The following is a 15,002-nucleotide window of genomic DNA, read 5'->3' on the forward strand; positions in this document are numbered from 1 at the left end:
TCCATGTTTTCCGGATTTAAGAAGCTAAAGGAATCGCTGGCAAAAACGCGGGATTCCCTGCTGGGTCGTATTGGACAGGTGATCTCCGGACGTAAGATTGATGACCAGCTCCTTGATGAAATCGAAGAGATTCTTCTCAAAGCCGATATCGGCGTGGCGGCAACCGACAGGATAATTGAAAATCTCCGCCAGGAAGCGCAAAGCGCCAAAATCACCGAAAGTGAGGCTGTATTCACGCTTCTCAAGAACAGCATTGCGGAAATAATGGACAGGAAAGTCAAAGCGCCCGACTCCAACAGCGATGTTTGGCCGCAGGTCTGGCTGATAACCGGCGTAAACGGTACCGGAAAGACAACGACCATCGGGAAATTGGCCCACCATTTTAAGAAAGAGGGGAAGGTCGTTATGATTGCCGCCTGCGATACGTTCCGGGCGGCCGCCGTGGAACAACTGGCGATCTGGGCGGAAAGGTCGGGCGTGAGTTTTATCAGGGCTCAATCTGGGGCGGATCCGGCCTCCATTGCCTTTGATGCCGCCACGGCCGCCATAACCCGCAAGGCCGATTATCTGTTGATTGACACCGCCGGCAGGCTGCACACCAAGGCCAACCTCATGGAAGAACTCAAGAAAATACGCCGGGTGGTGGAGAAGATTGTCCCTGCACAGCAGATTCAGGCCAAGCTGATCATCGATGGAACCACGGGGCAAAATGCTCTGTCGCAGGTAAAGGTTTTTGCCGATGCGGTCGGCTGTGATGGTATTATTCTTACCAAGTTGGACGGTACCGCCCGCGGCGGCATCGTCGTGGCCATTGCCGAGGAGTTGAATGTCCCGGTTGATTTTGTCGGCATCGGCGAATCTATCGATGACCTGCAGCCGTTCGATTCCCGGGAATTTGTGGAGGCGCTTTTTGAAAGCTGAAGAGATGCAAATTGTATCCCACTGCCGCGAAGAACTGATTGATATCACCGCCTTACTTGAGGCTTTTGTGAATAAAAGCAATCTTGTTGACGGCACTGTCTTGATCTTTGTTCCACACACTACCGCTGCCGTAACTATCAGTGAAAACGCCGATCCGGATGTCAAGCGTGATATCCTTTATAAATTGAATAAGGAGTTTCCTCCGTCGGATGGCTATCGGCATGGGGAGGGGAATTCCGATGCCCACATAAAATCCTCTCTGGTCGGTCCGTCGCTGCAAGTGATTGTATCCAACAAAAAACTCCTGCTGGGCGCCTGGCAGGGTATCTATTTCTGTGAATTCGACGGTCCGCGTACCAGGAAGATATATTTGAAATCTGTGGCCGGCTGATGTTCCGAATCGATATACTCGCCCTGGGCAAGAACAAAGACCGCTGGGTCGATGAGGCAGTTACACATTATATCACCTTACTTAAGAAATTTGCCAAAGTAAATATTATTTATATACCGGACATAAAAGGGGCAAAGAATTTCAATGTGCAGGAACTGCGGCGGGCCGAAGCGGCCGCCATTGAAAAGAAACTACACTCAGACTATTCTATTGCCCTTTCGGATCGAGGGAAGGCTCTCAGTTCCGATGAATTCGCGCGTTTTCTGTCCAAAATAATGATGAGAAGCGGCAACAGCGAATTCGTCATCGGCGGAATTTATGGTCTGGACAGCTCTGTCATAGAGAAGTGCCGCGCGACACTTTCGCTATCCCCCATGACTTTTTCACATCAATTGGTTCGCCCGATATTGCTTGAGCAGCTTTTTCGCGCCTATTCGATTCTTTCCGGCGGAAAGTACCACAAATAGGACGAGCCGGCCTGAGGGAGGCCGGCTCGTTTTGAAGGAAAGAGTACTACCTTTTATTTAAGCAGGGTCATTTTCTTCGTAGCGCAAAAATCACCGGCTTTAATCTTGTAGAAGTAAACTCCCGATGTCACCGGCTGGCCGTCATCATTCTTGCCATCCCAGATAATAGTCATCGTACCCGCAGCCGCATTACCGCTCATCTGTTTCACAACCCGTCCGTTGACATTGAAGATCGTCATCTGCCACCGGCAGGCGACAGGTATGGTCATGTCAATCGACGTTGTCGGGTTGAACGGATTGGGGTAATTCTGAGACAAAACGAAAGCTTTGGGTACCGGATCGCCAACCAATCTGGTCACCAGATTCTCACCGTAATAGCCGGCGAAAGATGTCTCGACCAGCTTGATATTACCGGTGCCGTTGTATCTGATGTTCAACAATTCGCCGTCACCGGGGTCAATCTTATCTCCGGTATCATAGCTATAGAGCAGAACTCTTATTTCGGAATCATTAATGACATATTTCAGATCCATCTCCCCTGCTGCCCAGCCAAGCTCCACGGCGCTCGGGGTAAGACCGCTATATTTGAAGACCAGAAGCCCGGCGCCGACAGGATTGCCGTTATGCATCGATATACTCAGCTTGCTGCCGTTATTTCGTGTGAACAAGTCAATGGCGGCGGCTTCGGGCGAGAGCTTGGGTATCGGTGAGGCATCGCCGGTGATCACACGGATAAGATATACCAGGTCGGCGACAGTCAGAACCATACCGTCGGCATTGACGTCGGAAGCAGCCGTCTGGCCGTTCACCGAGACTGTGAAAGCTCTCAGGCCATACAGGAAGTAGTTGGTGAAAACAACCGCATCACCAATTTCATACGCAACATTATTGAGGTTGAGATCCCCGCGCGCATCTATAGAATCGGGATGCGTGACGCAGATACCACCGTTATGGAAGTAGATACAGCGAATAGGGATGGTCTTGCCTCCCTTGAGACATGAATCAGGCGCACCCAGACCGTTGATACGATGGTTTTCCGGATAAAGAGCTTCATTAAACTCATCCCATAAGATGTCGCCGGAACTATTATATATCCGGGAATCCAGGTAAAGAGAATTACCGCTCGGGTCACTGAAGGCATTGTCGCCGCAGTCGACCCAGTAGAAATTCAGGGGAAGGAACTGGCCGCCCAGATTCTGGTCATTGGCAACCTTAAAATTGAGTCGTGCCAGGACGCCGTGGGGAGCCAACTGGTCCTGAGGCGGATGGAACGGCCCATTGTTGACATCGGCAATGCCGACCAGCCGCAATAAACCGGAGGGGCAGCCTGACCCGCAATCACCTTCATTTCCCAGGCGATAAGTGAAATACTCCCAGCCGTCTATCGAAAATCCCTTGGAAGCCGTGAAGAACTGCATCACTGATGCATCATAACTGATCAGCAGATCAAAGCCGCCGATGGGATCATTGGTGGTAATTTCAAGATTCACCGGCACAATGGAACCCACCACAACACACGAGTCGGTCTTGATGGCAATATCGATACAGACGCCGCACAGGGGCGATTGAAAGACGCTCACATTCATTGATTTGGTGATGGTTCGGCATCCGTCATTAGCTTCGAAACAGAATTGATAAGTTGTATCGACCCGCAACGGCGTGAAGCAGAGTTTCCCGCTGTCGGCACGGATCGCCGTGAAGGATCCAAGTCCGCAAGTTTTGGTTATGGTCACCGGATCGCCATCGGGGTCGGTGGCAAAAATACCATCAATGCAGATTTCCTTCAATTCGTCATTGCATCCCGGAACTTCCTGATCGGCCGGAACTGTAAGCGCCGGGGGCCGGTTATCGCGGACGGTAATATTTAACTTGCAGGTATCGGCGCCGCAGAGGGTGGAAGCTATAACAGTTACTGGATAAGTGCCCGCAGCCGTGATCGGTATACAGGCCATGCCGCCGCTGTAATGTCCGGACGGCAACACACTGACGATCGCGCCCGAGCCAACGACGTTAACAGGGAAACATATTTCTGAGGTTTCGGCGACACAGACGGTAGTATCAATATCACCCGGGCAGGTGACCTGCGGAGGTGTTTCCATGGAGACAATAGCCCGAACAATACAGGTATCGGCGCCGCATGGAGCAGAAGCGATAACTATCAGGCGATATGTACCGGCCGTATCGGCAAAGAAAGATAACAGATGAGTGGAGAAATTATAGCGCCCTCTCGGAAGAATGGTAACATTGGCAGTCGCGGGCGTTATCGGCAGAGGAATGCGTACCGAGTCAGGGCGGCACAGCGAAACGGAAGTCGGCAAATCGGGGCAGATAATGTTGGCGGCTTCATCGAAGCTGACGTTAACTGTTATATCGCAAGTGTCCGCACCGCAGATGGCGGAGGCGATCGCCCGGATATGATAAGTGCCGGCCGTATCCGCCTGGAAGCAGATTTGACCATTAGCATATGCACCATAGGAGACAGTCACCTGCGCCGTCGAAGGAGTCACGCTAAGCGGGACGCAAACCTGACCGGGAGTGCAGCGGCTGCGGCTGTAGGGAGAGGTAGCACACTGAATCTGGGCTGAAGGACCACTGGTAACCGAAATGCATACCGTGTCAACGCCGGTCTTGCCGCAATTATCCTGCGCCGTAACGATCAGGCAATAATTGCCTATACCTGTCGGAGTGAAACAGATTTCCTTCTTCTCGCTATTATATGTGCCGTTCGGCTTGACTGTCACCGATTGAATATTATTGTCCGGGTCGGATATGGTCACGGGGCGGCAGATCTGACTGAAGACGCACTGGAAATAGGTGGTATCGTTGCCGGCCCTGACCTTGGGGTCGCCATTTATGGTCACATGAACTCTGAACTGGCAAGTATCGGCACCACAGTCGGTACGGGCAATCAACGTCAACAGGTAATTGCCGGTGGTGTCGGCGCGGAAGCCGACAACTCCGTTGCGGTATACGCCGGCCGGAAGTACCGTCACCACGGCGGAGGCCGGGCTCACCGTCACCGGTCGGAAGATCGAATCCGCAGAGCAGAGAAATATGGATGTATCAGCCGGACAGGTTACCTGGGCGGTCTGACCGATGGCGACATTGAAGGAAAGATTACAGGTATCGGCGCCGCATTCGGATGAGGCAATAACTCTTATGTCATATATTCCTGATATATCAGCCCGGAAACAGAGCTTTCCGTCCGAATAGGTGCCATATGATGCTGTTACCACGGCATTGGTCGGAGTGATGGTAAGGTCGTAGCAAACCTGGCCAGGCTGGCAAAGGAATTTCTCAATCGGGCTGGTGGGACAGAGAATGTCGGCTCTCTCCCCTAACCGGATCGTAACGTTCATCGTGTCGGAGGCAATCAAGTTGCAGTTGTCGGTGGCGGTGACAATCATCTGATATATTCCTGCACCGGAGGGCGTGAAACAAACCTTCTTGGTCTGACTGTCGTAAGCGCCAAGATTCGTTTGAATCGTCTTAATGTTATTATCCGGATCGGTCACAGTGACTGGAATGCATATGGATCCAAGAGCGCATACCGTTATGGAAGAATCGCGCGGCAGGGTTACCACCGGCGGTCGGTTCATTATTACCGTTATTTTTGTAGTATCGGCCGAGACGGCACCGCATGAATCAGTTGCAGTTGTTACAAACGAGTAAGTGCCGACTGCCGAAGCATTGAATGCAACCTGTCCGTTGGAGTATATGGCGCCACCGCTGACTGTCACCTGCGCGAGATTGCTGTCAGGATCGGAAATCCATACCCGGTAATAGACCAGCCCCGGTCCGCAAAGAAGAGCCGTGCTATCAGGCGCGGAAATCACTGCCGGCGGGGTATTGAGGGTGACACGAACCATGGTCGTATCAACCGCTCTCTGTCCGCAATTATCGGTCGCGGTGATTATCAACCGGAAACTACCGGCCGCAGACGGAGTGAAACATACCGTTTTATATTTTGGATCATAGCGACCACTCGGCGAAACTGTCACCATTCTGAGTCCGTTATCAGGGTCGGACACCGTAATCGGGAAACAGATTTCGGAAGGGCGGCACTGCGGGGCCTTGATTTCATCAGGCGATGCCAGCACCGGCGGGCGATTAAGTACAACGCGGACTTTCATGGAGTCGGTTCCATAAGCACCGCAGGCATCTATGGCCCTTATGGCCAGGTTATAGTCCCCCTCACCGGTCGGAGCAAAGCAGATCTTACCGGTCACCGAATTGAAGTAGGCGCCCGGAGTCATAACCAGGCTGACGATATTATCATCTACATCCGAAATCCCGGCCGGGACACAAACAGAGCCGAGCTCACAGAGGAACATAGTGGTATCGGGCGGCAACAGAACCAGCGGCCGGCTGTTCAAGGTCACATTGGCTTTAAAGACACAGCTATCCTTGGCACAGTTGGTCGCAACCACCACTTTGAGGTTCTTGATTACCGAGCAATTGGTATAGAAACATATCGTACCGTTGGCACGGTCGTACCAGGCCGAGGCCGGCGTGACCGTCACCGATGCCCCTTCCGGAATACCTCCGATCGACATGCAAATCGTATCCGGTTCACAAATTAATAGTGAAGTGTCCTTCGGACAGATCAGTTCAACCGGCTGAGCCGGCTGAATCGTGACAATGGTCGTATCGGCATCACGCGTGCCGCAAGAATCGACCGCCTCCACAATAATATGATAAACTCCGGCTGACGGGGGCATGAAGCAGACCCGGCCATCGGAATAAGAACCGAGATTGCTCACTACTGTCATCAGATTCCCGTCAACATCGGTAATAGAGACAGGGATACAGACTTCCTGAGCCAGACACTCGGCAAGGGTCGTATCCGGACCGGTGAGCACCACAGGCGGAGCATTCAAACTGACACGAACACAGACTGTCGCGGTATCGGCCCGACAATAATCGGAAGCGGTGACCCGGAAACAGAAGGTTCCCGCAGTATCGGCCATGAAAGTAATCAGGCCGCTGGTAGGATCAATACTGCCCGGAGTTGAAATAAGGCCGAAGGTAATGGGATCATTTTCGAAATCGGAGGCGCTAACATTATATGTGAACTGGCGATGCGGTTCACAGGCAGCTATGACCGTATCTTTTCTGACAATAATAGGCGCATGGTCGTAGAGGACTCTGACTTTGAATCGGCAGGAGTCGGCGCCGCACGGCAATTGCGCGCGAACTGATATTTCATAAACACCGGCCGTATCCGGCGCGAAACAAACCGTGCCATTGCTATATGTTCCAATCGGTGAGACGGTTACCGCGGCATTTGGCGGGATAACACCCACCGGGCGGCAAATTGTCTCTGGTTTACAGAGTGTGATAATCGTGTCCGCAGGGCAGCTCAATTGCGCTGACGGGTCAACCGTTACAATCACTTCTACAATGCAAGAGTCGGTGCCGCACTCGTTGGACGCCACCACCGTAATCTTCTGATTACCCGGTGCCTCCGGCAGGAAGCACAGCCTGCCATCTTTCCAAATGGCATTACCCGCGTCCACGCTGCGCGCATTTGCTATCGGCAAGTCGACGCAGACCGTATCCAGACGGCAGAGGGAAATATCAAAGGGTTCAATGGGACAGGTTATTTCAGGGGCAAGAATGCGGGTGGCGTTTACCTGCACCTGGCAGGTATCGGCGCCGCAACGATTGGCCGCTATAATAGTATATACCAATTGTCCTGTCGTCGCGACTTCGACACATAGCTGGCCGTTCGACCAGCTGCCGCCGTCGACGGTAATACTATCATAATTGCTTATGGGAACATCGATGCAAATTGTCTTTGGCTCGCAGAAGGTAACATCGACCGGACCTTCCGGACAGGAGATTTGCGGCAGACCAACCTCAGTGACATTGACCGTCACCTGGCATCTATCGGTGCCGCATTCATTGTCAGCTCTTACATTAAGGATATACTGACCGGCCCCGGATGCATTGAAGCAGAGCTTCCCATCAGACCAGGTCGCGCCGTCAGCGCTGACTTCCGTATAATTGGCAATCGGCAGGTCGATACAGACCGGCCCCGGACGGCAGATCGATATGGCAATCGGTTCCGGCGGGCAGCTAATCACAGGCGTCGGTTTAAGAGCTATATCGAAAACAACATTGAATTCATTTCTGCCGCAGCTGTTATATGCGGTTACGATTACAGTCTTTAAGCCGCTCTCGGCAGCGGCAATGCATAAGTGGCCGTCAGGGAAAAGCTCACCGTCACTGATTGTGACGGAGTCAGCGCCGCTGATATCAAGCGCGGCGCAGACCGTGTCGCCCCGGCAGACAGTAGCTTTAACGGTGTCGGGAACAACAATAAATGGCTGATCGATCAATTCCAGATGTACCGGAACGATACAGGTATCCCGCCCGCAGGTGTTGGCGGCAATGACTTTCAGACCAAAATTATGAATGCCCGGATTCTGGGGGACGGCAAAACAGAGCCGGCCCTTATTCCAGACGGCGTTCTCGGCCATTACCGTATCCGCTCCCGAGATGGCTAAGTCGATGCAAAGCGAGTCTACTCGGGCGCAGTCTTCGATTCTGATCGTATCGGCCGGACAGGTTATTATCGGCGCCGGTCCGCTGGTGACAGTCACCGTTGTCGTATCAACGCCTGAGGCGTAACATGAATCCGATGCCGTGATAATAATTTGGTATATGCCGGGTCCGTTCGGTGTGAAACATACCCGATGCATTATCGGATCATAGACGCCCCGATTGGAAGAAACCGTCTGCAGATTTCCATCGATATCATTGATAGAAACATCAAAGCAGATTGGATCATCGGTGCATTGGGTAATGGAATAATCTTCCGCTGAAGAGACAATGGGCGGAAAATTTATTATCACATCTATAACGGTCGTGTCGACACTGACAAAACCGCATGAATCGGCAACTCTGGCGACTATACGATAAAATCCAGATTGAATCGGGTCAAAACAGACATATCCATTTGAGTAGGTCGCCCCGCCGTCGACGGTGATCGAGACAACATTGTCATCAGCATCGCTAATCGTAAGGGGGAAGCAAATCGTTTCGGGGCGGCAGAGAAAGACGGTGCTATCCGATATTGATTTAATCACCGGCGCCGAATTGAGGATGACATTCACATTTGTGGTGTCGCTGGCCACGGCGCCGCAGGAATCGACCGCCGCAATCACGATTGAATGTATTCCGCTCTGGCCGGGCATAAAACAAACATTGCCGGTCTGCGGATTATAAGTCCCGTAAGGCAATACGGTCACCGATTTGATTGGATTATTAGGATCGGAAATATTGACCGGGAAGCAGATTTCGGCCGGGGCACACTGGTGGACTGCAAAGTCCGGCGCCGATTCCACCACGGGCGGCCTGTTCATAGTGACATGGAGGTTCAGAGAATCGATTCCAACCGCACCGCAGGCATCGACCGCTCTGACAATTATCTTATGATCGCCGGCTGAAGGGGGCATGAAACAGATTTTGCCGGTCTTCGAATCATAATGTCCCCACGGAAGAACGGTAATTCCGGTAATATTTCCATTGGCGTCGGAAATGCCGACGGGGAGACAGATATCCTGAGATTGGCAAATATAGAGGGACGTATCCGGCGGCAAAATGACCAACGGGGCGGAGTTCAAGGTCACACGGACCGTGAACTGACAGCTGTCCGTACCGCATATGGTCGACGCCTTAATTTTCAAATTCTTCTCCACCGAGCAATCGGTAAAGAAACAGAGACTTTTCGTTCCCGAATTATACCAGGCCGAAGGGGGTGAAACTGTCACCACGGCACTATCCGGAATATTCCCCATCGGGATACAGATAGTATCCGGCCGGCAAATAAAAAGAGCGGTATCGCCGGGACAATCCAGCTTCAGGGTCGGGCCGACAATGACCGTGATAATCACGGTGTCGAGCGGGAACGGGGGCGTGGCGGCTCTGGCGTGTTCCCCGCGCAGGCAATTATCGGTCACACCATAGATAAAAATATAGTCGGCCGAGTCCACATCGACGGGCAGAAAACAAGTGCGCCCAGAGACATGATCGACCATATCGAAAACGCCCGGGCCTTCAAGCTGAGTAATGACCAGCGAATCGCCCGGGTCGGGATCATTGGCAATAATGGAAAAACATATGGTATCTAACGCGCAGAGGGTATACTTCTTGATAAAGCCATTGATTTCCGGAAGAGCGTTGACCGCGACGGTCAGGCAGATATTTGCCATGTCGGTGCCGCAGGTATCGGAAACCTCAATCCCGAAACAATATTTGCCCGTAGTATCCGCGGAAAAAGATATAACCCCGGTCGGGGCATCAATAGAGCCGAAAGGGGTCAGAAGACGAAACATGAGAGGATCATTTTCAGGGTCGTTCGCTTCAACCTTATAAGTATAGATTTCACCCGGATAACAGGAATAAAGAGAACTATCGCCAGTGGCGATGGCAGGGGCGCCATTGATAAAGATAACATAGGTTTTTGTGGCCCTGGCAGTCAGGCCACCGTTATCTTTGGCCTCATAGACGACCTGAAAGCTTCCACTGGAATCGGGAGTGTAACTGTAATATCCATAGGCCGGTGAAGTCGAAGGTACAGAGGAGAAATCGCCCGGTCCCGAGATCTTGGTTATTGTGATGATTTTCCCGGCAACAGTACTGGTGGCCACAATGGTATCGTAGATGGTTTCGCCGGGGCAGATATAAAGAGTATCATAAAGAGCGAAGTTGAAGAATTTGGGGGGCCACATTGCCATCGAGACTTCAGTCCCGGCTGGCGAACTCGGCGAAATTGAGCCTTCGGACTTAAACTCGCCCGGGGTCCCCGTCACGCCAAGGGATAGACCAGGTGAGAGCGAACCTCCATGAGCCAGAGAAGAGGGTAAAGCGGCACTTAAAACAAACAATGAAACCGCCACCGTCACAAGCAGTTTCAATCTAATCATCTTTCCTCCAAAATTACAATAATCTGCGCTTAATAGGTACTATTGGCGGTGAAGTAACCTAAGGCAGGATCTACCCCGTTGGGTAAGCATCTTCTTTTCTCGCGCTCAAGTATGCTCTTGAGCGATGTAACCGACAAAATGTAGTAAAAAGTAGTACTGCAAACAAAACCAATAGTAATATATCTTTCTGCTTCATTATGTCAAGTCATTTCTAGTTTACAGTTCTACAGCAAACCCCTCTTAAATCAAGCTCTTAATCAGTTATCCACATCCTTATATGAAACAGTGAGTTCTGGATCCGAACGGGGCTTGAGAGCCTGGAAAAAGAGGCATTTTCGTCCTTCTTGTTATGGTTTGCGGCATAATTCCATTCCCCATTCTGCAATTTCCTTGCCCTTTAATTGTCAGTTATCTGGATCCCCATATAGGTTCAAAGTTATGTCCAATTTTCGTTCAAAAGCATAAGCTTTACATGATTATGACTGAAGTTAAGACTATTCATGGCAGAAAGTTGCCCGGCCCAATTCTGCTCTACTCTCCAGATGCTTTGTGGAATAGTCCCGAAATCCGGCCAATCAGGTGACTAGATTGAAGAACCCTGACTTCAGCTTATATGCAGATATTTGCGTCAAATTCTTGAAGGGAGCCTGCTCTTGATTGAAGACGAATCCCTGGGCCAAACGGGCAAATGCCAGGCACAGGCAGGCTGCCGGGGATAAAAGCGGAGTATGCCGCAAGCTAAATATCAACTTTATAAGGAATGAAATAGTCGTTTGTCTTAATCAGGGTCGATTCCGGAACATGATTAACAATTCTGACACTGAATCGACCGGGAAGATCAAAAAGGATCAAATGGTAAAATTTGTTTGAGGCCGCTGGGATTCTCCAGCCGGTTCGATGCTGGGAGTTGTAAGGAACGGTATTCAGCGGACCAATTATCGAATCCCCCTGTTCCACGAATAACAGGTCCCTTATGGAGCTGAGGAGTGTCAGCGAATCGCCCAGAGGAAATTTGGCGATACTGTCTTCCCGAAAATAGAAGGCGTCGTTGGGATAGGAACTCAAGGGGCTCGGCGGTTCCTTGGGCGGAGGCACAGCCGATATTTTTTTACCGTAAAGGTCATTGATTACACGGACGCCGGGGTTGAGATAAGGTTGAAAGACTCCCCCGATGAAACCCCAGAACCGCCAGCCGCGATAATTATAATTGTCACTGTATAATTTCAGAAAATAGGCGAACCTATTGAGGCTGTCGATCACCTTATAGGCGTGCACCGTATCATCGCCGGTAATACGGTACATATGGCCGTAAAGGACATCTTGAACGCGCGCGAGAGCATCATACACACTACTGTATGGATAGATTGCTTTGGGGCTGTCGGCAATGATGACCGAAATCTTTCGTGTCGAGGAATCGAACCGATAATAATATCTCAGGGATGTGCTGTCGAGAAAGAATGATTCCTCGGTCAAACTGACCGGCTTAAACAATTCCTTACCGTCATTATCGCCGAGTATGAAGCTGGTAATTTCCTCGGTGTAAGTGCTGTCGGTGACGAATGTTTTCTTTTTGCATTCCGACCCGAGGAAAAGCACCGTCAGGGCCAAAAGCGATAATACTGCCAGAATTCTCTTCATATCTACTTTCTGCTACGTTTCTTTTTGAGGTCGGTTTTGATATTTTTTATTTCATCGCGCAGTGCCGCCGCGGTTTCAAATTCAAGATTGTCGGCCGCTTTCTTCATCGCTTTCAAGAGAAAAGCGATCTTCCCCTCGGCCGTCATATCGGCGAAATAATCAGGTTTTTCAATCTTCTCCGGCTCCTCCGTCTTCGAATCGGCAAAGCGTGTGGCCTGAAGGATTTCTTCTCTGGTTTTGAATATGGTTTCCGGGTTGATATTATGTTTCCTGTTATATTCCAGTTGTTTCTGGCGCCGGCGATCGGTTTCCTCGATCGCTTTGCGCATCGAATCGGTGATTTTATCGGCGTAAAATATGACTTCTCCGTTCTTATTGCGGGCGGCACGCCCTGAAGTCTGAATGAGCGAGCGTTCTGACCGAAGAAATCCTTCTTTGTCGGCATCAAGGATCGCCACCAGCGACACCTCCGGAAGATCCAACCCCTCCCGCAAAAGATTTATTCCTACCAGCACGTCAAACTCCGCCAGCCGCAGGCCGCGGATAATCTCGGTTCGGTCGATGGCATCGATCTCACTATGTAAGTAACGAACACGTACCCCCAATTTGTTCAAATATTCCGACAGGTCTTCGGCCATTCGCTTGGTAAGAGTCGTCACCAGCACTCGTTCATGAACGGCCGCCCGGCGCCGAATCTCCTCCAGAAGGTCGTCAACCTGATGGGCCAGAGGACGAATGGAGATCTTGGGGTCGCAGAGGCCTGTCGGTCGAATAACCTGTTCCACCACTACTCCGCCTGATTTCTCGAGTTCATAATCGGCCGGGGTCGCCGAGACAAAGATTACATTATCAATCGTAGATTCGAACTCGTCAAAAAAGAGCGGTCGGTTGTCGAGCGCGGAAGGAAGGCGAAAACCATGCTCCACAAGGACCTCCTTGCGGGAGCGATCCCCGGCGTACATCCCGCGCAACTGAGGCACAGTCTGGTGTGATTCATCGATTATTATTAAAAATTCACCGGGGAAGAAATCGAGCAGAGTGGCCGGTCGTTCCCCTGGCGCCCGCCCGGTCAGATACCGGGAATAATTCTCTATGCCGCTGCAGTATCCGATCTCTTTCATCATTTCCAGGTCATACTTTGTCCGCGATTCCAGGCGCTGGGCTTCCAGCAGTTTCCCTGCGGCCCGAAATTGCTGCAGCCTTTCTTCCAGTTCAGCCCGGATTGTTTCAATCGCCTGCTCCAGCTTCGGTTCGGTTGTGACAAAATGCCGGGCCGGATAAATTGCCACCTTATTCCTTTCCGAGATAATCTCGCCGGTCAAGGGGTCGATTTCGGAAATGCGGTCAATTTCATCTCCGAACATTTCGATTCGCAAAGCGGTCTCCTGATAAGCTGGAATCAACTCAATGGTGTCCCCCCTGACCCGAAAATGCCCCCGGGAAAAATCTATATCATTGCGGCTATAATGAATATCTATCAGCGAGCGAATAAGAGTATCACGATCATGATTCTGGCCTTTTTCGAGGAAAAGCAGCAAGTCGCGGTAATCTTTGGGTGAACCGAGGCCATAAATGCAGGAAACCGAGGCAATGATGATAACATCTTCCCGTTCCAGAAGCGAGGCGGTCGCGCGCAGCCGTAGGCGATCGATATCCTCATTCATGGAGGTGTCTTTCTCAATATAGGTATCGGTCGTGGGCAGATATGCTTCAGGCTGATAATAATCGTAGTAGCTGATGAAGAACTCGACGGCATTCTGGGGGAAAAAAGCCTTCAATTCGCCATAAAGCTGGGCGGCCAGAGTCTTGTTATGCGAAATAACCAGGGTCGGTCGTTTGTACTTTTCAATAACATTGGCAACTGTAAAGGTCTTCCCTGACCCTGTCACTCCCAGAAGAGTCTGATATTTGGCCCCTTTCTTGAGTCCATCCAGCAATTCCGCGATAGCCGCCGGTTGATCCCCGCGAGGTGAATAACTGGAAACCAGCCGAAAACCGGCTGATTCGGTATAGTGGCTCTGCATTCGGGTGGCTCGGGTTTCCTCTTTATCCATAAGCTCTCTTTTCCAAAGTGACTCAATATAGCCGAAACGGCCCGGTTTTCAATCTTATTCTACAACTATAAGGCAGCCTAATCGGTTCGGATTTGTTTTATGGAACTGGCCGCTGGCTGAAACGTTTAAGAAATATGCGGACTGATTTTATAAGGTTATATTAAATAATAGGTTAAATTTTGTCTTGACAGTCTGATGAAAATCGATAATTTACTGGATTTATAAAGAAATTGAAATTATTACCTGCTTAGAGGAGGAGGATTCCAATGTTTGCAGTTTTTGAGTCGGGTGGCTTGCAGTTCAACGCCGAGCTTGGCGCGATTTTGAAAGTACCGTATCTCTCAATCAAGCCCGGAGAGATGGTGTCTATCGAGAGGGTTCTCCTAGTGAAGCAGGGTGAAAATGCCCTTATTGGCACTCCCTACCTGAATTCGGCCCGGGTCGAAGCCGAGGTTATCAGCGAAGGACAGGCGGAAAAAGTAGAAATCTATAAGTTTAAAAAACGCACCAAATATCGGAAGCATCTCGGCCATCGCCAGAAATATTCTGAAATCAAAATCATGAAAATCGTTGCGCCGGAAAATTGACTCAGGGTAGA

7 protein-coding genes are annotated in these 15,002 nt (G+C 50.9%); 4 read left to right on the forward strand and 3 right to left on the reverse strand.

Going from position 1 to position 15,002, the window contains the following annotated elements; translation table 11 throughout:
- The first annotated feature begins 3 nt into the window (after window positions 1-3).
- From ftsY to NT002_04700, 3 genes are read left to right on the forward strand one after another with little or no spacing between them, the layout of a single operon-like run.
- Entirely contained in the window at window positions 4-921 is a 918-nt protein-coding gene (ftsY, locus tag NT002_04690; protein ID MCX6828560.1) for a signal recognition particle-docking protein FtsY, read from the forward strand.
- Window positions 922-925: 4 nt separating this feature from the next.
- On the forward strand, window positions 926-1,312 hold the full coding sequence (locus tag NT002_04695) for a secondary thiamine-phosphate synthase enzyme YjbQ (GenBank protein MCX6828561.1): 387 nt from the start codon (window positions 926-928) through the stop codon (window positions 1,310-1,312).
- The gene (locus NT002_04700) at window positions 1,312-1,779 is read left to right on the forward strand and encodes a 23S rRNA (pseudouridine(1915)-N(3))-methyltransferase RlmH (GenBank protein ID MCX6828562.1); all 468 of its coding nucleotides are present in this window, start codon (window positions 1,312-1,314) and stop codon (window positions 1,777-1,779) included. Before NT002_04695 ends, NT002_04700 begins: the two co-directional genes overlap by 1 nt.
- Before the next feature lie 53 nt (window positions 1,780-1,832).
- On the opposite strand, the gene NT002_04705 is transcribed toward NT002_04700, so the two are convergent.
- The 3 genes from NT002_04705 to uvrB all read right to left on the reverse strand — a co-directional run bounded on the left by NT002_04705 (window position 1,833) and on the right by uvrB (window position 14,374).
- On the reverse strand, window positions 1,833-10,712 hold the full coding sequence (locus tag NT002_04705) for a T9SS type A sorting domain-containing protein (protein MCX6828563.1): 8,880 nt from the start codon (window positions 10,710-10,712) through the stop codon (window positions 1,833-1,835).
- Window positions 10,713-11,450: 738 nt separating this feature from the next.
- A complete protein-coding gene (locus tag NT002_04710) occupies window positions 11,451-12,350 on the reverse strand; it encodes a hypothetical protein (protein ID MCX6828564.1) in 900 nt (299 codons plus the stop codon).
- A 2-nt stretch (window positions 12,351-12,352) separates the two neighbouring features.
- Entirely contained in the window at window positions 12,353-14,374 is a 2,022-nt protein-coding gene (uvrB, locus tag NT002_04715; GenBank protein ID MCX6828565.1) for an excinuclease ABC subunit UvrB, read from the reverse strand.
- 296 nt (window positions 14,375-14,670) lie between these two features.
- On the opposite strand from uvrB, the gene rplU reads away from it, so the two are divergent.
- Window positions 14,671-14,991, forward strand: coding sequence for a 50S ribosomal protein L21 (gene rplU, locus NT002_04720; GenBank protein ID MCX6828566.1), 321 nt, complete (start codon window positions 14,671-14,673; stop codon window positions 14,989-14,991).
- Window positions 14,992-15,002: the final 11 nt, after the last annotated feature.

The sequence above is a fragment of the Candidatus Zixiibacteriota bacterium genome (assembly GCA_026397505.1).
Lineage (GTDB): Bacteria > Zixibacteria > MSB-5A5 > GN15 > PGXB01 > JAPLUR01.

Bases quoted from the DNA above. Each gene is read 5' to 3' on its own strand.
- uvrB (MCX6828565.1), bottom strand. From the start codon at position 14,374: ATGCAGAGCCACTATACCGAATCAGCCGGTTTTCGGCTGGTTTCCAGT.
- NT002_04705 (MCX6828563.1), bottom strand. From the start codon at position 10,712: ATGATTAGATTGAAACTGCTTGTGACGGTGGCGGTTTCATTGTTTGTT.
- NT002_04710 (MCX6828564.1), bottom strand. From the start codon at position 12,350: ATGAAGAGAATTCTGGCAGTATTATCGCTTTTGGCCCTGACGGTGCTT.
- NT002_04700 (MCX6828562.1), top strand. From the start codon at position 1,312: ATGTTCCGAATCGATATACTCGCCCTGGGCAAGAACAAAGACCGCTGG.
- ftsY (MCX6828560.1), top strand. From the start codon at position 4: ATGTTTTCCGGATTTAAGAAGCTAAAGGAATCGCTGGCAAAAACGCGG.
- rplU (MCX6828566.1), top strand. From the start codon at position 14,671: ATGTTTGCAGTTTTTGAGTCGGGTGGCTTGCAGTTCAACGCCGAGCTT.
- NT002_04695 (MCX6828561.1), top strand. From the start codon at position 926: ATGCAAATTGTATCCCACTGCCGCGAAGAACTGATTGATATCACCGCC.